This is a genomic window from Singulisphaera rosea (genome assembly GCF_054877945.1).
The window spans coordinates 16947-34960 of sequence record NZ_JBTYIP020000004.1 but is presented as its reverse complement, the minus strand read 5'-3'; the positions used below and the strand labels follow the sequence as shown (position 1 = coordinate 34960).

General features: G+C 64.8%; 17 protein-coding genes. 9 read left to right on the top strand and 8 right to left on the bottom strand.

Annotated features, from left to right (window positions below):
* Positions 1 to 122: 122 nt before the first annotated feature.
* Positions 123 to 416 carry a hypothetical protein gene (locus ACYOEI_RS09330; protein WP_462849151.1) on the top strand — a complete coding sequence of 98 codons (294 nt, stop codon included), beginning with the start codon at positions 123 to 125 and terminating at the stop codon, positions 414 to 416.
* A gap of 179 nt (positions 417 to 595) precedes the next feature.
* On the opposite strand, the gene trmB is transcribed toward ACYOEI_RS09330, so the two are convergent.
* A complete protein-coding gene (gene trmB, locus ACYOEI_RS09325; RefSeq protein WP_462849150.1) occupies positions 596 to 1387 on the bottom strand; it encodes a tRNA (guanine(46)-N(7))-methyltransferase TrmB in 792 nt (263 codons plus the stop codon).
* A gap of 284 nt (positions 1388 to 1671) precedes the next feature.
* Between trmB and ACYOEI_RS09320 the strand changes: the two genes are divergently transcribed.
* Positions 1672 to 2016: a phosphoribosyl-ATP diphosphatase gene (locus ACYOEI_RS09320; protein ID WP_462849149.1), complete on the top strand. Its 345-nt coding sequence runs from the start codon at positions 1672 to 1674 to the stop codon at positions 2014 to 2016.
* 152 nt (positions 2017 to 2168) lie between these two features.
* On the opposite strand, the gene ACYOEI_RS09315 is transcribed toward ACYOEI_RS09320, so the two are convergent.
* Positions 2169 to 3179, bottom strand: a complete 1011-nt coding sequence (locus ACYOEI_RS09315; protein WP_462849148.1) for a DUF1573 domain-containing protein — start codon at positions 3177 to 3179, stop codon at positions 2169 to 2171.
* A 329-nt stretch (positions 3180 to 3508) separates the two neighbouring features.
* Between ACYOEI_RS09315 and hslV the strand changes: the two genes are divergently transcribed.
* The 3 genes from hslV (at position 3509) to ACYOEI_RS09300 (ending at position 5984) form a co-directional block, all read left to right on the top strand.
* On the top strand, positions 3509 to 4051 hold the full coding sequence (gene hslV / locus ACYOEI_RS09310) for an ATP-dependent protease subunit HslV (RefSeq protein WP_462849147.1): 543 nt from the start codon (positions 3509 to 3511) through the stop codon (positions 4049 to 4051).
* Positions 4039 to 5397: an ATP-dependent protease ATPase subunit HslU gene (gene hslU, locus ACYOEI_RS09305; protein ID WP_462849146.1), complete on the top strand. Its 1359-nt coding sequence runs from the start codon at positions 4039 to 4041 to the stop codon at positions 5395 to 5397. Before hslV ends, hslU begins: the two co-directional genes overlap by 13 nt.
* 74 nt (positions 5398 to 5471) lie before the next feature.
* A complete protein-coding gene (locus tag ACYOEI_RS09300; protein WP_462849145.1) occupies positions 5472 to 5984 on the top strand; it encodes a hypothetical protein in 513 nt (170 codons plus the stop codon).
* Between the two features lie 142 nt (positions 5985 to 6126).
* Here ACYOEI_RS09300 and ACYOEI_RS09295 read toward each other — a convergent pair whose 3' ends face one another.
* The gene (locus ACYOEI_RS09295; protein WP_462849144.1) at positions 6127 to 7431 is read right to left on the bottom strand and encodes a BaiN/RdsA family NAD(P)/FAD-dependent oxidoreductase; all 1305 of its coding nucleotides are present in this window, start codon (positions 7429 to 7431) and stop codon (positions 6127 to 6129) included.
* 222 nt (positions 7432 to 7653) lie between these two features.
* Between ACYOEI_RS09295 and ACYOEI_RS09290 the strand changes: the two genes are divergently transcribed.
* Positions 7654 to 7956 carry a low affinity iron permease family protein gene (locus tag ACYOEI_RS09290; protein WP_462849556.1) on the top strand — a complete coding sequence of 101 codons (303 nt, stop codon included), beginning with the start codon at positions 7654 to 7656 and terminating at the stop codon, positions 7954 to 7956.
* Positions 7839 to 8144: a low affinity iron permease family protein gene (locus ACYOEI_RS09285; RefSeq protein WP_462849555.1), complete on the top strand. Its 306-nt coding sequence runs from the start codon at positions 7839 to 7841 to the stop codon at positions 8142 to 8144. Before ACYOEI_RS09290 ends, ACYOEI_RS09285 begins: the two co-directional genes overlap by 118 nt.
* Positions 8145 to 8249: 105 nt before the next feature.
* Here the strand turns inward: ACYOEI_RS09285 and ACYOEI_RS09280 are convergent, their stop codons facing one another.
* The 5 genes from ACYOEI_RS09280 to ACYOEI_RS09260 form a co-directional block, all read right to left on the bottom strand.
* The gene (locus ACYOEI_RS09280; protein WP_462849143.1) at positions 8250 to 10646 is read right to left on the bottom strand and encodes a bifunctional serine/threonine-protein kinase/formylglycine-generating enzyme family protein; all 2397 of its coding nucleotides are present in this window, start codon (positions 10644 to 10646) and stop codon (positions 8250 to 8252) included.
* Between the two features lie 387 nt (positions 10647 to 11033).
* Complete coding sequence (tsaE, locus tag ACYOEI_RS09275; protein ID WP_462849142.1) at positions 11034 to 11555, bottom strand: tRNA (adenosine(37)-N6)-threonylcarbamoyltransferase complex ATPase subunit type 1 TsaE; 522 nt, start codon at positions 11553 to 11555, stop codon at positions 11034 to 11036.
* Between the two features lie 24 nt (positions 11556 to 11579).
* Positions 11580 to 12518 (bottom strand): thiamine-phosphate kinase, encoded by a 939-nt coding sequence (locus ACYOEI_RS09270; RefSeq protein ID WP_462849140.1) that lies wholly within the window; start codon positions 12516 to 12518, stop codon positions 11580 to 11582.
* Positions 12519 to 12525: 7 nt separating this feature from the next.
* Positions 12526 to 13671: a glycerate kinase gene (locus tag ACYOEI_RS09265; RefSeq protein ID WP_462849139.1), complete on the bottom strand. Its 1146-nt coding sequence runs from the start codon at positions 13669 to 13671 to the stop codon at positions 12526 to 12528.
* 211 nt (positions 13672 to 13882) lie between these two features.
* Positions 13883 to 14068 carry a carbon storage regulator gene (locus ACYOEI_RS09260; RefSeq protein WP_462849138.1) on the bottom strand — a complete coding sequence of 62 codons (186 nt, stop codon included), beginning with the start codon at positions 14066 to 14068 and terminating at the stop codon, positions 13883 to 13885.
* Positions 14069 to 14420: 352 nt separating this feature from the next.
* On the opposite strand from ACYOEI_RS09260, the gene ACYOEI_RS09255 reads away from it, so the two are divergent.
* Both ACYOEI_RS09255 and argC read left to right on the top strand, forming a co-directional pair.
* Positions 14421 to 16922, top strand: coding sequence for a hypothetical protein (locus ACYOEI_RS09255; RefSeq protein WP_462849137.1), 2502 nt, complete (start codon positions 14421 to 14423; stop codon positions 16920 to 16922).
* Positions 16919 to 17941, top strand: coding sequence for an N-acetyl-gamma-glutamyl-phosphate reductase (gene argC, locus ACYOEI_RS09250; protein WP_462849136.1), 1023 nt, complete (start codon positions 16919 to 16921; stop codon positions 17939 to 17941). The genes ACYOEI_RS09255 and argC overlap by 4 nt, the downstream gene beginning before the upstream one ends.
* Positions 17942 to 18014: the final 73 nt, after the last annotated feature.

Here is an 18014-nt window from a genome sequence, read left to right as displayed (position 1 = left end):
GCCGTTTTTGACGCAAACGCCGGCACGCCAAGGCGTTAACTGCGATTTCGAGTCGGAATTGTAGCCAAAATCCGTTCGGAATATTGTTGACGCTCTCGGCACCTCGGCGTCAGATCTCCGATATGGGTCGAAAACGACACGCCGTTCATGTCGCCAAAGTTACGAACACCATCAAGGGGGTCGTCTACACCAGCTATTACCTTCGACGCACCTTCCGCCAGGACGGCAAGGTCAAGCATGAGACACTCGGAAACCTCTCCGATCTCCCGCTCCATGTCATCGACCTCCTCAGCCGCTCCCTCAAGGGCGCGGCCTTCATCCCCGCCGCCGACGCCTTCACGATCACCCGATCCCTGCACCATGGCCATGTCGAGGCCGTCCTCGCCATGATCCGCAGCTCGGGCTCGACGAACTGATCCGAGTCCACATCGTGCTGTCGCAACTCAATCCGCTCAGGAGCGAGCGGCGTTGTGGGCTGGCTCTCAGGCCGCCTTGGCTATCGGGATAGGCGCCCTTCGAGGCAAGGCGACCCTCGGTGGTGATGCTAATTACTCGGAAATGAAGAATTTTTGAATTGTTGGTGCAATTTCTGTTTTTATCGACGACTTCCGGAGGGAGGGCCCCCTTCTTCCCAGGCGTCGAGATCGCACCAGGGGCCTCGGCTCCGGAAGGTGGGCGGGGGGAGTTGCTCGGCGAGCCGGATCGCCTCGTCGCGGCCGATGTCGTCGCGGCGGCGTCCCCAGCCCCGGAAGATCCGCACTCCTCGGCTTCTCGAGAGGATCTCGCGCCTCGAGCGTCCTTCGGGGGCGTCGGGCCATACGCCTTCCTGCTCGTGGAACTCGAAGAAGACGGGGAGGAGTTGCGTGATGTAAGACCAATAATCGGGATTGTCGGTCTGGATCGCGAAGAGCCCCCCGGCGGTTAGTCCGCGATGGACGGACGCCAGGAAGCGCGGGGTCACGAGCCGGAGGTGGGCCCGCCTCGGATCGTGGTAGGGCTGGGGGTGGTAGAGGTGGACCTCGGCGACGCTCGACTCGGGGACGTATTCCGCCATGAACGTCTCCGCATCCTTGACCGCGAACCGGACGTTGTGCAACCCCCTCTGATTGGCCCGGCGCGTCGCGTAGCGGATGACCACGGGGAGGATGTCGACGCCGACATGGTTGGAGTCGGGGCGTTCGAGGGCGCTGAGCAGGGTATACCGCCCGTTGCCGCAGCCGAGCTCCAGGATCACCGGTGCCGATCGGCCGAAAATTTCGGACCAGTTGAGGGGAGCCGGAGGGTAAGGGAGGCGCTTGATTGCCGTTCGGGCCCACTCCGCCTCGGGGAGGATCTGACCCGGGATCGGGACCCCAAACTCCGTTTCGACTTCGCCCGGGTTCGGCATGGAACTATTCGCTCGGATCGATGTGGCGTGTCGCACGCTTGGGCGCTTCGCTTTGAGGAACCCTCGAGGTTTCCCCAATCTTGCCAGAGTCGGGGCATCGTCGGCAAGCGTCGCCGATGGGCCAACAAGGCCGGCGTTTCGAGGGGTTCCGGGCGCCCACGGTTCTCAACTCGGGCCGGCGGAAGTTATCCTGAGAGGCCTTGGCGGCATTGCGAAACGAGCGGACGGCTAGGGTGTCGGCCGTCGGCTTCGAGGGTCCGCTGCGCGAAAGGGCGAAGTCGAAGATGTCCGAATCCTCGATAGTACCGGCCTTGCTGGCGGTGATCGCCGAGCGGAAGGCGAATCCGGCGGACGAGAAGTCGTATGTCGCGTCCCTCTTGCGTAAAGGGGATCCGAAGATCGTCGGCAAGATCGCCGAGGAGGCCCTCGAGGTCATCGAGGCCGCTTCCGAGCCGGGCGAGGACGGTCGGGCCCACCTCGTCAGAGAGGCCGCCGACCTGGTTTTCCACGTCATGGTCCTGCTCGGCCGCCACGACGTCCCATGGGCGGAGGTCGAGAGCGAGCTCGCGCGACGATTCGGGATCAGCGGGATTGCTGAGAAAGCGTCGCGAGCCCCGTCGGCTGAGTGATCACCGACTCGCCAGGGACTGGCGGTACGAACCGACCCGGTTCCCGCGGGTAAGGTGATGAGGCTGGGCAGGGGGATGTCGATGCCGGACGCGTCAGAAACCCGGCTTTGAACAAAAAGCCGGGTTTCAAATGTTCGGGATCTCGCCCTTTGTTACGGCGAGACGTGGAGGGTGGCCATGACGTCGAGCGGCGGTTCGCCGGGGAGGTTGGTGGTGATCCGGAAGGGATGGCGGAGGTCGCCGCGGGTCTTCCCTTCTTCGGGGCGGTAGCTGATCGAGAGGACGTGCACCGTCTTGGGCTTCGGGTCGAGCGGGCCGACGCGGAAGCCGTCGGTGGCCCCTTCAACCGACTGGATGAGGAAGGGCTTCGTGCCCATGACGAGGATTCGTCCCTGCACCCCGCCCGCCGAGGCCACGTTGCCCATCGCAAGTAGGCTGGGCTTCGCGGTCAGCTCGCCTCGGACCATGCCGGTGATCATGATCGGGATGCTGGGGGACTCGGCGTCGTTGGTCAGGATCCGGATCTCATCGCGGATCATGCCCGCGGGGGCGTCGGGCCTCAGCGAGACGGTCAGCACGTAGCCGACGCTGGCGCCGTTCCGGGCGGTTTCCTGGAGCTTGGCGTTGATGGCCCGGCTGGAGGAGACCATGCGCTCGGCCTTCCAGGTCGGCGATCCGACGCGGTCGATCGTCAGGACCTGGCTGGGGGTCTGGCCTCGCGAGACGGTACCGAACTCGACGGTCCCGGGGTTCAGCACGACATCGCTGAGGATCAGCGACTGGACGCCAAGTCGCGCCTCGCCCTCGTTGCCACTGGCGGTCACGAGAGTGACGAAGAGGGTCGTGGCCTTGGGGCCGACGAAGTTCTTCGTGTCCATCTCGGCCTCGACGACCGTCGTCTGGCCCGGCTGGACGAGCGTGTTGCTCGCTCGTCCGGTGGTGCATCCGCACGAGGCGCGGACGTTCACGATCGTGACGGGCTCGCTGAGGCGGTTCGTCATCACGAAGTCGTGGTGGACCTTCGCTCCTCGGGGGACGGGGCCGAAGTCGTGCCCCTTCTCGGCGAAGCAGGACTCCGCCCAACCCGCCGCGCCCGCCGTGCTCGTCGAGACGCCAGTCCACACCACCGCCCATACCGCGGTCCTGATCCACAGACGGTGCATCGTGCCCTCCTCGCCTGCCTCGCGGTCCCCATTCGGACCGACCCGTCTTTCCCGCAGACTAATCACTCTCCTTCGTATCGACACGATTCTTAGCGGCGCTCAATCTTCCGCACCATCGAGGTCGAGGCGGCGGTGCGGGTGTCGCCCGGTGGAATTGGCGCAACTCGTTGATTTCCAAAGAGGTTGAAGCTGCCGAAGACGCTTGGCTCCCGGCCCTGTGAAGCTTCGGGGAGCACTCGTCGCTTGGCAATGCCCGAAGGTCGTCAGTATGCTCGACGTCTCGGGCAGATCCTGTCCGTGACATGCGAGGTGGAGGGGAGGGAGACGACTTGGACTGGCACGCGACGACGATCCTTTCGGTGAGACGTGGGGACCGGGTGGCGATTGGAGGCGATGGTCAGGTCACGCTCGGTACGACCGTGATGAAGTCGGACGCGGTCAAGATCCGGAAGTTGCTCGAAGGCAAGGTCCTGGTCGGCTTCGCCGGGAGTGCCGCGGACGGCTTCGCGTTGCTCGAACGGTTCGAGTCGAAGCTCAAGGACTACCCGAACAACGTCCCTCGCGCCGCGACGGAGCTGGCCAAGCTCTGGAGGACGGATCGGATGCTCCGCCGGCTCGAGGCGATCCTCGTCGTCGTTGACCCGAAGCACAGCCTCCTCGTCAGCGGCTCCGGGGACGTGATCCAGCCGACCGACGGGATCCTCGCCACCGGTTCGGGGGGCGGATACGCCCTCGCCTCGGCCCGGGCCCTCCTGGCCCATTCGACCCTGAGCGCGTCGGAGATCGTCCGCGAGTCGCTCCTGATCGCCTCGGGGATCGATATTTATACGAATGGCCATCTGACGGTGGAGGAGCTCCCGTGCGCGACCTGACCCCCCGGCAAATCGTGGCCGAGCTCGACCATGACATCGTGGGGCAAGATGCCGCGAAGCGGGCCGTGGCGATCGCGCTCCGGAACCGCTGGCGCCGGCAGCAGCTCCCGGAAGACATCCGAGGGCATGTCACGCCCAAGAACATCCTGCTCATCGGCCCGACCGGCGTGGGCAAGACCGAGATCGCCCGGCGGCTCGCAAAACTCGTCGGCGCCCCGTTCGTGAAGGTCGAGGCGACCAAATTCACCGAGGTTGGATATTACGGCCGAGACGTTGAGAGCCTGATCCGAGACCTGGTCGAGGCGTCGATCAGCCTGGTTAAGGTCAACGAGCGCGAGCGAGTGGCCGAACAGGCCAAGTCACGAGCCGAGCAGCGGCTGGTCGACCTCCTCCTTCCCACACCTCCGAGCCAGTGGGTCGATCCGGATTCCCCCGAGGCCGCCGAGGCGGCCGAGCGTCGCCAACGCTCGAGGGACAAGATGCGCGCGAGGCTCGAGGCTGGCGAGCTCGAAGACCGCGAGGTCGAGCTCACGCTCCCTGGGCGAGGCGCCCCGCCCGTATCGATCCTCGGCGCGGGGAACCTGGAGCAGATGGAGATGGACCTCCAGGGGATGTTCGAGAAGCTCGTCCCCAAGGCCCCTCAGACCCGGACCTTGCCCGTCTCCGAGGCCCGGCCCTTGCTGATCGCGATGGAATCCGAGGGCCTGATCGACCCCGATAAGGTGAACCAGGCGGCCGTGGCGCTCGCCGAGGAGTCCGGAATCGTCTTCCTCGACGAGATCGACAAGATCGCAGGCGAAGAGGGTGGGGGAGGGCGAGGCCCCGACGTGTCGAGGCAAGGGGTCCAACGCGACCTCCTGCCTATCGTCGAAGGGACCACCGTCACGACCAAGTACGGCCCGGTCAAGACCGATTACGTCCTCTTCCTCGCCGCGGGGGCGTTCCACCGCTCCCGGCCCTCGGATCTGATGCCCGAACTCCAGGGCCGGTTCCCGATTCGCGTCGAGCTCGATAGCCTGGGCCGCGACGACTTCGCCAGGATCCTCCGTGAGCCCCGGGCCTCCTTGATCCGGCAATACCAGGCGCTCCTCGCGACGGAAGGGGTGACGCTCGAGTTCACGCCCGACGCGATTGACACGATGGCGGACCTCGCGTTCCAGGTGAACCAATCCACGCAGGACATCGGTGCGCGTCGACTGCACACGATCCTCGAACGGATCGTGGAAGAGGTGAGCTTCGACGCCCCCGACCGCCCCGACAAGCACGTGACCGTCGACGCGGCCTACGTCCGAGCTCGCCTCGAGGAACTCGTCAAGGACGAGGACCTGAGTCGATTCATCCTATGAAACTGGGCCTTCGCTCTTCGTCAATCGCGAAGGACTGACTTCCCCATATTGCCGGCCGAGAGAGTCGAGGCCCCATGTCCGAGCCGACCGCAACCCTCCTGAACGCCTTCAAGATCGAGCACGAGGGCGTCTTGCGCCACGTCGCCTGTTTCATCGAGCCCGAACTGGCTCAGCGGGTCGGCATTGATTCTCGAGCGATCGTGGGCGAATTCACCCCCGACGACGAGGGGGGATTCGATGGCGAAGACTTCGAGGCGAACCCCGAGTTCGCCAAGGTGTTCGCCGACTACATGAACGACGTGGCCATCCTGAACCCCGACGTGATCCGCGAGGCGACCGCGCATCCTGGAGGGGCCCTCTTCCTCGTCGATCCACGTTACGACACCGAGGAGGGGAACGAACCGGCCCAGGTCGACCTGCTCGGTCGTTTCAGCGTCGATGACTCCGGGGCGATCGTCCCCGGCTCCTTCCGATACAACCCGCTCCATCGCTGGTTCGTCCCCGAGCGAGGCGCCTCGGGGGCCTTGTCGGACCGCTCATTCTACGACTGGCTCCATCCCGAAGCCGGTCCTCCTGGCACGATCTGACAAGGCAGAGCTCGAGGTCGAGACCTCGAGCCGACTCGCCCACAAGTGATCGCTTCGGCATTTGTAGGGTGGGCAATGTCCGCCCTACAAAAGTTGTAGGTGGCCCTGTCGTCTTGATGTGGCAGAGTTCGAGGCCAACGCCTCACACCGACTCGCCCGCGAGCCAGCCGGTGCTCCAGGCTGCCTGGAAGTTGTAGCCGCCGATCAGGCCGTCGAGGTCGAGGACTTCGCCGACGAAATGAAGGCCGGGCCGCAGCCGGCTTTCGAGCGTCGTCGACTCGACTTCGTCGAGGGCCACTCCTCCGCTGGTCACCTCAGCCTTGGCGAACCCGAGCGTCCCCGAGACCGGGAGCCGGATCCCCTTGATGTTGCCGACCAGGCGGTGGCGTTCGTCTCGCGAGAGGTCCGGCCCCATCCTTCCCAACGGGATCCCTGAGGCGCCCAGGATGGACTCCGCCAGACGTCGGGGGATGGGCTCCGGCAAGAGGCCGACGACGGCACGTCGCCCACTCCGACACAACGCCTGGAGCTCCTGGTCCAAAGCGTCGGCGCGAAGGGTGGGGACGAAGTCGAGCACCAGGTCGAGTTGTTCCGGGCCTTCGTGTCGCGCGACGCTGCGGCTCACGTCGAGGATCGCCGGGCCCGTCAGCCCGAAGTGGGCGAAGAGGACGGCCTCGCGACGTTCGGAGAGCGAAGGGCCGCTCGTCCCTCGGATCGACGCCAGGGCGTCGGGGATCGTCAGGCCTTTCAATCCGGGGACCCATTCGGGGTGGACCCGGATCGGCACGAGTGCCGGCTTGGGCGTGACGATCGAGTGGCCGAACTCGCGCGCCATCGCGTAGCCGTCTCCCGACGTCCCACAGCCGGGAAACGACTGACCGCCGACCGCCACGATGACTCGGGGAGTTTGGATCGAGCCGTTGTGAAGTCGGACCTTGAAGCCCTGATCGACGGAGGCGATACCGAGGGCGGGCGTCTCGCATCGCATCGTCGCCCCGGAACGCTCGAACCGTCGCAACAGGGCCGCCAGGACGTCCGTCGCGCGGTTCGAGGCGGGGAAGACCTTGCCGTTGCCCTCGATCATGGTCGAGAGCCCTTCCGCCTCGAAGAGCTCGACGGTCCGCTCGACGTTCAGGGCTCTCAAGGCGGGGCCGAGGAACTTGCCTCCCCCTTCGCCGAACGCCTGCTGGATGCTCTTCGCCCCTTTCGCCTCGCGAGGATCATACTCGTCGGAGATCGGTCCCGAGATCATCCGAGTGCTTCGCAGGCCGCGCGCGTTGGTGATGTTGCAGCGCGTCCCCCCCGAGATGAGGATCTTCACGCCTGGCTTGCGGTTCTTCTCGATCAAGAGGACGCGACGTCCCCGCTCCGCCGCGCGGAACGACGCCACAAGACCGGCCGCACCCGCACCGACAACCACTACATCAAAGTCGGGTTGGATCTCCATCTGATTGTTGGCATCCCGGATGCGTGAGAAGTGTTGTTGGAGTGTCGTCGTTTCAGGTTGTATCGACCATCGCGATTGTCTCCCTCGACTCGACGTCAAGGGGGGACTTGTCCGAGGGTCGTCTCATGGAGATGGTGGCCGGGATCGTCGTCCCGGCGTCTCTCCCGAAGTGTCCGCCTTCCCCCAACGACGCCTCTCCGGATCCTAACAGAGGTCGCAACGATGGCGGTAGCTTCGGCTGGAAAGCCAATCACGATACCTTCAATCCCCCCGGCCCGTCGGGACCTGTTCTCGAGACTTGCCGGCTGGACGATTCGCGCGACCGGCGGTCGCTGGGGATTTCTGAGCGCCCTCCCGGTCGTCATCGCCTGGGCGTTGGCGGGCCCGTCCTGCGGCTTTTCCTCCAACTGGCAGCTTGTGATCCAATACCGGGACGACCATCGTCACGTTCCTCATGGTCTTCCAGATCCAGAACGCCCAGAACCGCGAGTCGAAAGCCCTGCATTCTCAAACTCGACGAGCTGATCTTCGCCGTCAACAAGGCGAGGAATGAACTCATCGATATCGAAAACCTGACGGAGGACCAGCTCAACACGCTCCCGGAGCGATACACCAAGGTGGCCGAACTCTACCGTGAGGAGATGGATCGCTGTCCACCTTGTCCTGGTGATGAGGAGAGGCATGATGAGAATAATAAGAAATTCACGTTTTAAAAATTATTCTTTCAAAGAACTTCAAAATGTTTAGATGTAAATCGGGGCGGTAGCCGGATTCTGGTCGCAATGTGGAATGTATCGACAAGCGTGCTGTTGTCTTGCCTATGGGGACTGGTTTGGTCCGCTCTTGCCTGCCTGGTCAGCCACTGGGCGGGGAACTCGGGCAAGGAGGAGGCCGAGGACGTTGAACCGGAACGACGGCAAATCCCAGTTATGGTCCGCCGCACGGCAGCCGGCGCCGTCATCGCTCCAGCCGCCGCCCCGGAAGACCCGGAACGAGCCCTGGGCGGTGTCGGTCCATTGATAGATGTTGCCGTGTCGGTCGCACAGCCCCAGCTTGTTCGAGGGATAGGCACCCACCCGGGTCGGCCGTCTTCGATAGGGCCCCTTCGGTGCGTTGCCAAACGGGCGGTTGCCGTCGAAGTTCGACTGCTCCGACGAAAGGTCATTGGTCGGCTTGTCAAAATAGAAATGATGCGAGCATTCTTCTAAAGACGTGGCCCCTCCCCGGCAAGCATATTCCCATTCTGCCTCGGTGGGCAAGCGGTACCAATAGTCTCGTCCTCGTTCCTTTTCGTTCAGCTTTTTGAGGAATTCCTGCGTGTCGTCCCACGAAACGCTCTCCACGGGAAACAGTTTCAGCTCTTCATCGGAGATCTCCAGGACCGAGGTCCTACCGAGGCCTTTGCGGGAGAACCAACTGGGATTATTGCCCATGATGGCTTCCCACTGCCCCTGGGTCACGGGATGCACGGCGACCTCGAAGTCCTCCTTGATCTCCGTCTTCTTCGCCGAATCTGGCTTGCCGTCCCAGCCCATGTAGAAGGTCCCCTTCGGCAGGCGGACGAACGTCATCAGTATGCTGTCGTCACACTTCCGGACCGCATCGCCCGGGGAACAGTCCTTGCGACCGATGGTCACGTCCCGGCCCGGTTGCAGCCATCCCTTCCGCAGGTCGGACAGGAAGACGAGCTGCATCCGGGCATCCGCCGCCAGGGTCAGGCGGTCGTCGGGATAAAGCAGCATCTGCGGCCCGGGCCGGTCGGTGTCGCCGCGTTGGGAGTGTAACGTGATGGCGCCCTGCGTCTGCAGGATCATGGCGGCGGGAATGGCCGGAGCCAGGCTGCGATTCACATCCTCAATTACCGCCAGCAGCTCGTCGCGCAGTTCTCGTTGGTCCGCAAACTCGACGGGAATACGCTCCTCGGCCTGGTTGAGGATCTGTCGGGCGGTCGTGGTGTTTCCCGTGTGAGTGTCCTTGATCCGAAAAATGCTTATCAAAAAGTCACGAGCCTTCTTCGCCTTAATCGCTTCCCGTCGCGCCTTCTTCTCGCGGTCCAGGGCGATGGCGGACAAGGCTGTCAGTCCGATCATCGCGAACAACAGAACCCCCAACAACGCCGCCAGCGTCGGCCGCCGCTGTGCCCATTTCCAGCTGCGCTCCACAGCCCCAACAGGCCGAGCCCGGATGGGCTCCCCTGCTTTGAATCGCTCCAGGTCGTTGGCGAGTTCCTCGGCGCTGGCGTAACGTCGCGTCGACACCTTGTTCAGACATTTCATGCAGATCGTTTCCAGGTCGCGCGGCACTGATGGATTCAGTCGCCGCGGAGCGACCGGCTCGTCGGTCACGACCTGCTGGAGCGTTGCTGCCGCCGACTCGGCTCGGAAGGGCGGCCTGCCTGTGAGACATTCGTAGAGGATTGCACCCAGGGCATAGACGTCGGCGAGCGGTCCGACGTCCTTGATCTTGCCCTCGGCCTGTTCGGGGGCCATATAGCTTGGCGTGCCCAGTGAGACGCCGCTCAAGGTAAGACTGGCGTCGCCTTTGAGACGCTTGGCGAGCCCGAAATCGGTGACCTTGGGCGTGCCTTCGGGCGTGAACAGGATGTTGGAAGGTTTGAGGTCGCGGTGGACGATCCCTCCCCGATGGGCCGCATGTGTCGCCTCGGCCAGGATCGCCAGCAACGAGGCCGCCTCTCGTGCCGGCAGTGGGATGCCTCCCAACCTCCGGGCCAGATTCCCGCCCCCCACGAACTCCATCGCGAGATAGGGCAGCCCCGCGCATTCACCCACGTCATGGATCTGGACGATGTTCGCGTGCTGGACGGCGGCGATCGCCTCGGCTTCCCGGCGAAACCGCTCACGATCGCGAGGTCCGGCGTAGGTACCGGCCAGCGTCATCTTGAGGGCGACAAAGCGCCCCAGGCGCAGTTGCTTGGCCTGGAAGACGATGCCCATGCCGCCGTGGCCGAGCACCGCCCCGATCTCGTAGCCCGGGACGCGTGGCAGGGGGCGATCTTCTGAGGGATTCGCCGAAGATTGATCGTGCGAGGAGACTGGGAGCAGCGCATCGAGCTCATCACGTGCCCAGCAGATTTGCCGCCATCGCACGCGGACGACGGGCAGGAATTCCGGGCATGTTCGGCAGACCTCCTCCGGAGTCGCCCCCGAGTCGAGCAGTTCATCGAGCAGTTCTTGAACGCGGGGCTCGTCGGGCATCGCAGCCTCCCACAAGATCATGGCCCGGTTCGATCGAATCTGGAAGGGGCGGCTTAGGTCTTGATGGTCGGCGTGACGGCCGGGTCGAGGTCGCGGGACGTCTCGGACAACAGCCTGGACCGAAGGTGCCGTTGGCGATGCCCAGGATCTCCGCGGCCTCGTTGAAGGGAAGCCACCGGGTGCGGACCAAGTCGAGCGCCTCTCGCTCGCCCTCCATCACGCCGTCGATCACATCGACGTTGGCTGACCGTCCGGCGACAGACCGGAGTCGGCGCCGGCCGGCGTAGGAACTTGCACTTGCCCGAGTTCCACGGCCGCACAGGCAGGCTATCTAAGCGTCGGGCCGGGTCAATCCACTCCCAATCCTCGCTCCATGACTACGAAGGATCATGCCGAGATTCCATCGCTTGGCGCTCTTTTGGGGCTGACGAGCGAATCGGCCAGCAGCCTGAAGATTTCCGGCCGATCCGGGATTGTCAGGGTCAACCGCCTGCGACTCTCGTCCGTCGGCTCGATTCGGAGGAACCACGTGTCGAGAGGTAACTGCTCGAGGACCAGGTCGGCCCACTCGACGAGGCAAAGTCCGCCCGCCTGCCAGTAATCCGAGACACCAAGCGCTTCGAAGTCGTCCGGATCGGAGAGGCGGTAGGTGTCGAAGTGGTAGATGGGGAACCGCCCTTCGTATTCGTGGATGAGCACGAATGTGGGGCTGGCGATCGCCCTCGAGTCGACCCCGAGCGCTTCCGCGAGGGCCCGGACCAGGCGAGTCTTCCCGGCCCCGAGAGGGCCGATGAGGCCGATAACAGTGTTGGGCGCGACGCAAGCCGCGAGGGCCTGGCCGACCCGTTCGGTCTCGGCCTCCGACTCGACCTCGATCATCAATCCCTGGGCATTCGGGACCACGTGCATGGAGAGACCCCAAGGTCGGCCGGATCAGGTTAGGTGGTTGAAGCCTCGGGCCTCGAGCGGGACGACCGTCCCATCGACCTGACGGATCCTCAGACCGGGCTCGGCGACGATCGATCCGACCCGGTGGAGGACGGACGGGGCGGGGGGAGAGGCAAGGAGCCGATCGGCGTCGCGAGGGTCGACGGCGAGACAGAGCTCGAAGTCCTCGCCGTCATTGAGCGCATGGTCGAGCGGCGTCCGGCCGTCGGCGTGGCTGGCGGCCAGGGCGTCGGCATGGACGGGGATGGCTTCGGCGTCGAGGATCGCTCCGACGCCGCTTTCTTCGAGGATATGCCCGAGGTCTGAAGAGAGCCCGTCCGAGATGTCGAGCAGGGCGTGGATCGGGACGGCCTGGTGGAGTGCCAGGGCTTCCGCGACCCGAGGTTCGGGAGTGAGATGTCTTCCCGAAAGGCTGCCGCCGAGCGGGCCCGTGACGAAGATCACATCCCCGACCTTGGCTCCGCTCCGACGGACGGGGCCCCGTCCCGTCGCCTCACCGACAAGCGTCACGCTGATGACGAGCGGACCATCCCAGGCGTTGGTGTCGCCGCCGACGAGGTCGATCCCGAAGCGATCGGCCAGCGGCCGCATCCCGTCGTGGATCCGCTTCCCGAGTTCCGTCGCACCTTGGCGGGGCAGGGCGACGGCGACGACGGCCGCGAACGGGACGCCCGCCATCGCGGCGATGTCGGAGATGTTGACCCCGAGTGCCTTGTATCCGACGGCCTCGGGCGAGTCGTGCTCGAGCCGAAAATGGCGACCGTCCATCAGCATGTCGGTCGTGATCAGCCAGTCGGCGTCCGCCTTCGCCCGGAGCACCGCGCAGTCATCACCGATCCCCAACGCCGCACGCCCTCGAGTCGTCGAGCGTTCGCGAATCCAGGCGATCAGGCCAAACTCGCCGGTCGGTTGCGTCGAGCCCATCGGTGTCTCAGCGGTTGGATTGGCGACCGGCCAGGAAGGCCCGAGTTGCGTGCTCGGCGGCCCGCTCGAGGAATACGGCCGACTGGGCCATCGCCTCGTCCAGAGAGCAGGGGCCCGGGCAGATGCTAAACGACGCGACGATCCCTCGCGAGAGGACCTCCTCGGCGCCTTCCCCAATCGTCCCCGCGAGCGCGAGGGTCGGACATCCCAGCGACTTGGCAACCTGAGCGATCCCGACGGCGGTCTTGCCGAAGGCGCTCGAGGCATCGAGCGCACCTTCCCCGGTGAGGCACAGGTCGGCCCCTCGGAGTCGCTCGACCAAACCCACGGCGTCGATGACGAGTTCGACACCACGTCGGAGCGTACCGCCCGCGAAGGCGACCAAGCCGCCCCCGAGTCCTCCCGCGGCGCCGGAGCCCGGGAGATCGCGAATGGACCGTCCCAGGTCGCGTTCGACGATCCGGGCGAAGCGGTCGAGGTTGCGGTCGAGTTGCTGAATCAGCTCGGGCCCCGCCCCTTTCTGAGGGCCGTAGATCGCGGAGGCCCCGTCGGGGCCGCAGAGCGGATTAACGACATCGCAGGCGACGTCGATCTCGACGTCATCAAGCCGACGATCGTGCTCGTTCGTCTCGATCCGATCGAGTTGTCCGAGGGCTCCGCCGCCCGGACCGATTTCGCGTCCGTTAGCATCGACGAGCCGATACCCGAGCGCCTGACCGAGTCCGGCGCCTCCGTCGTTCGTCGCACTGCCGCCGATTCCGACGATGAGTCGGCGCGCACCGGCTTCGAGGGCGGCCAGGAGCAACTCGCCGGTCCCTCGCGTCGACGCTCGTGCCGGGTCGCGCTCCATCCGAGGGACGAGGACCAGGCCTGAAGCCGACGCCATCTCGATTACGGCCGTCTTCCCGTCGCCGAGCATGCCGAAACGCGCACGGACGGGTTGGCCCATGGGCCCCGAGACCTCAACCTCATGGAAGTTCCCGCGGGTCGCCACGATCAGGGCCTCGACGGTCCCTTCACCGCCGTCGGCCATTGGTATTTCGTCGATCACCGCGCCGGGCGCGGCAAGGCGTACCCCTCGAGCGATCGCTCGGGCCGCGTCGGGGGCCGTCAGGCTTCCCTTGAATTTGTCAGGCGCCACCACAACCCGCATCAACGGCAACCCTCAGGCATCGTCGAGAATCGTGGTCCCTGCCACGAGTTCCAACATACCGAATTGGGGAGGCCGCTCCAACCATTCCGGGGCGGGAGGTCCCGAGCCATCGGGGACTCGGACGAGACGCCGAAAAGAAGGGGGGAAGCGATTTATAAAGAGGAGAGACTGTCGATGATACGCTCAACGCATCATGCGAACGGCTCGGCCTTCAGACGGCACCCGCATTGACGGGCCGCTCTTCTTCCTGGGGGACAATCTCTTCGCGGTAGACCGTCACGTCGGAGGGAGCCTCGATGCCGATCCGGACCGAATTCCGGTCGATCTTCACGATGGTCACTCGGACGTCTTGTCCCACTTGAAATCGTTGACCGAGCTTCCTGCTCAGGACCAACATGGCTCTCTCCTCTTTGAAGAAGTGATGCGGCCTTGAAGACTCACTGAACTGCCAACAAAATACCCTGAAGACGCAGTTCGCGTGCCGCTTCGAAATAAAAGCGAAGAAGTCGTCTTTCGAGAGAGGTTAAGTGCCGATTTGCCATCGGGTTAATGCGAGAACGGGCGTCGGCAGGTTCGTTAACAATTCACGCGAAGTGTAAAATCGCTAACGGCCTTTGTAGTTTTTTCCTCAAGCTCGAGGAGAAAATGACCAACACGAGCACTCTTGTCCGGCGACGTCGGCGAGAGACCGATGGGCGGCAGGGGGGTGTCGGTTGATCGAAGAGAGGCGGGGAGTAAGAGCCCAGGCATTGGCACCGGTCGCGATGGTGCTGGGGATCCTGGCCTGGCTCTGGCCGATCGGACTCGGCGGGAAGATGCCGGTCGGCGGCGACGTGACGCAGTTCTCGTTGGGCCTGATGGCGGAACTCGGCCGGGCACTTCATGCCGGTCGGCTCCCCCTTTGGAATGCCCTCTGGGGGTACGGCTTCCCGGGGTTGGGCGAGAGTCAGATGGGGGTCTACTATCCACCCCACTGGCTGCTCTACGGACTTCTCTCCCTCGAAGTCGCCTACGTCGCCAGCCTGTTGCTTCATACGCTCTGGGGGGGGGTGGGAGCGTACTGGGCGGCTCGCCGGTTCGGCGTTTCTCCGACCGGCTCGGCCTTGTCGGGGTTCGCCTGGGCGAGTTCGGGATTCTACTTAATTCACCTTCCTCATCAATGGGGATATACGGTCGGGAGTTGGATGCCCTGGGCCTGGGGCCTGGGTTGGCTGATCGCGAGCGGCCGAGGGACGGCCCGGACACCCTTACTCCTCGCACTCGTCCTGACCTTGCAGGTCCTCCCCGGGCATTTCCAACTGGCGTTCTACACCCAGGTGGGGCTGATCTTCTTGTTCCTGAGCGGGGGCATCGGACTTCGGACGATACCTCGCCGGGGGATCCTGATGGCCCTGGCGATCGTGGCCATGCTTCCGCTGGCCGCGGCCCAACTCTGGCCGACGTTCCGACTCGCCCGACTCGCGGAGGGGCAGCGCGACCTGGGGTATCTCTCCGGATTCGCCGCGACGCCGCTTCATCTGATCAGTTACGTGGCGCCTGGCCTGTTCCAACGGTCGCCGCTGTGGCGGCCGCTCGTCTGGGATCCGTTCCACACGTCGCCCGAGGAATACCTCGGCTACATCGGCCTGGTCCCTCTGTTCCTCGCGGGGATGGCACTACGCCGCTTGCGGCAGGATCCGGCGGTTCGAGCCCTCCTTGTCGTCGCCCTAGGAACCCTGTTCCTGAGCCTCGGCCCCTATGCTCCAGGGTTTGAGACGTGGAGCCGAATCCCCGGGTTCTCCTTCTTCCGGGCACCCGGCCGGCTTTCGCTGGCGACCGAGCTGGCCCTCTGCCTTCTCGCGGGGAAGGGGTTCGACGCCAGACTGACATGGGCTTCACCTTCGAAGGCTCTGGCGCGATTCGCGATCCTCGTGGCCGTATGGATTGGGCTCGTCCTGATGCTCATCGAGGGGGCGCTGTTAAGCACCGAGCGTCCGGGCTGGCCGGCCCTGGCCGGTCTCTATACCCAGGCAACGAACCTCTTGCCCTGGCCCCATGTCGATGAGAAGAACCCGTCGGGACCGGGCCGCGACCCCTCGTTTCGTGACGTGATGAGCATGGCCCGCCAACCTCAGAACAACGACTTGCGAGTCCAGACGGCCCTGGCGCGTCAGGGCGAACGCGTCGTCCGAATGCCGGGCCGACGATTCGCCACCGAGCGTTTGGCCATCTACCGCCAGGAGTTGGTGGTGACGTTCTCGATAGTGATCACCCTCCTCATCCTCGCCCCGTTCGCAAGGCGACGCAGTGTCCTCGACGTGGGTTTGCTCGTCATCACGGGCGTCGATTTGTGGGCGGCCGGCCGCCATCGGGCGACCGACCTCGGGCCGATTCGGTCGTTGACTCAGCAAAGTCCCGTCCTCGCGAAGCTGTCGGAGCAATTCCGAGGCGAGCGTGTCCTCGACGTCTCGCGGAATCTCCCGATGGTCGCCGGGGCGGCACCGGTGTCATCGTACCGGACGCTCGACCTCCCTTCGCTACCGAGCGTGACCCGCAAGGCCGAGGCCCCCTTGGGCCGACCCGAGGCGGAGCCCGAGATCGTCGCCGCGATTCGTGCGTCGGGAGCCTCGGTCCGGATCCTTGACCCGCTTGAGTCGCCCAAGTTGTCGGCCAACAACTCGAGGCTGCCGGGATGGGATGCAAGGGAGATAATCCAGGACCCCGCGCTCGCGGGCTGGCTGCACGGCGCCGATTGGGTTGAGCAGCAGGGCCCCTTGGCGTCGGCATTCACGATCTGGAAGCTTCCCTCTCCAGGAGTCCTCGCATGGTTCGTTCCCTTGACCGACGGTCGGGCAGGGGACATCCTGAAAGCGTTACCAGGGCTTCGACCCTCCGTACCCGACCTGCTCATGGCGGCTAGCCCATTGCCCGCTCGAAGGGTGAACCCTGAGCGTCTTGAGGTCGAGCTTAAGGTGACGGGGAAGGGTGTCGTGATCGTCTCGCAACTCGCCGATCCTCAGTGGCGAGGCGCATGGATCGGGGACAAGGGCGAGGCTCCCGCGGACCTCCTCCCGGTGTTCAAAGGGCGGGGCGATCATGGTTGGCAGGGAATTGTGGTCCCCGGCCCTGAGGCGAGGACCTTGAGGCTGGAGTATCGGGCTGATGATGCCCGACTTGGGGCTTGGATCTCCGCGGGCGCGTGGTCCGTGTGGCTCCTGTCGTTCTTCTGGCTCGGACGTGGATCGAAGTCGACTCAGGAATTGATGCAATGACGGGCGTAGCGATCGTCGGCGCGACGGGGTATGCCGCGCGTGAGTTGATCCGAATTCTCTTGAATCATCCGGGGGCGAAGATCACCCTCGCGACCTCCCGGCAAGGGGAAGCCCCTCGCCTGGATTCGGTCCATCCCAGCTTGGGAGGGAGGATCGACCTCAAGTGCGAACCGTTCGACGCGGACCGCGTGGCCGAAAGGGCCCAGGTGGCCTTCCTCGGCCTACCCCATACGGCGAGCTTCGCGGTCGTCCCTGGTCTTCGAGAACGCGGGGTCAAGGTCATCGACCTGAGCGCCGACTATCGACTCGTGGACCCGCAGGTGTATGCCGATTGGTACGGCCACACCCACACCGACCCTTCGGGGTTGCACGAGGCCGTCTACGGGCTACCGGAGATCTATCGGGAGAAGATCCCGGGTGCGTCCCTCATTGCCAACCCCGGCTGTTACACTTCGACGAGCATCTTGGCGCTCTCGCCACTGATCTCCGAGAATCTGATCGAACGCAAGGGGATCGTCATCGACGCCAAGAGCGGGGTCTCGGGCGCGGGGCGAGTCCCGAAGCAAGAAACCCATTTCCCCGAGTGCAACGAGAACTTCTCGGCCTACAGCGTGGGGCGGCACCGACACACCCCCGAGATCGACCAGGTCCTCAGCGACGTCGGTCGTTCGCAAGGGGATGGCGTCGAGGTGATCTTCACGCCGCACCTGGTCCCGATGGACCGGGGGATCTTCGCCACGATCTACGCGACCCCGAAGGGGACGGTCACCGAGCACGACCTGATCGAACTCTATCGCTCGTACTATGCGCAGAGCCCGTTCGTCCGGGTCGTCGGACACCTGCCGACCACCAAGGATTCGGCGTTCACCAACTTCTGCGACATCACCGTCCGGGTGGTGCGCGGTAAGGTCGTCGTCCTGGCCTGCCTCGACAACCTCATCAAGGGGGCGGCGGGGGTTGCGGTCCAGAACTTCAACCTGATGTACGGCCACCCCGAGACGACGAGCCTTTTCGCATAAGCCTACGCAAGCTTGTTCAATCGCACTTCGCGACGCGGCGTTTTGCCGGGTGGGCAGTGCCCACCCGACACGA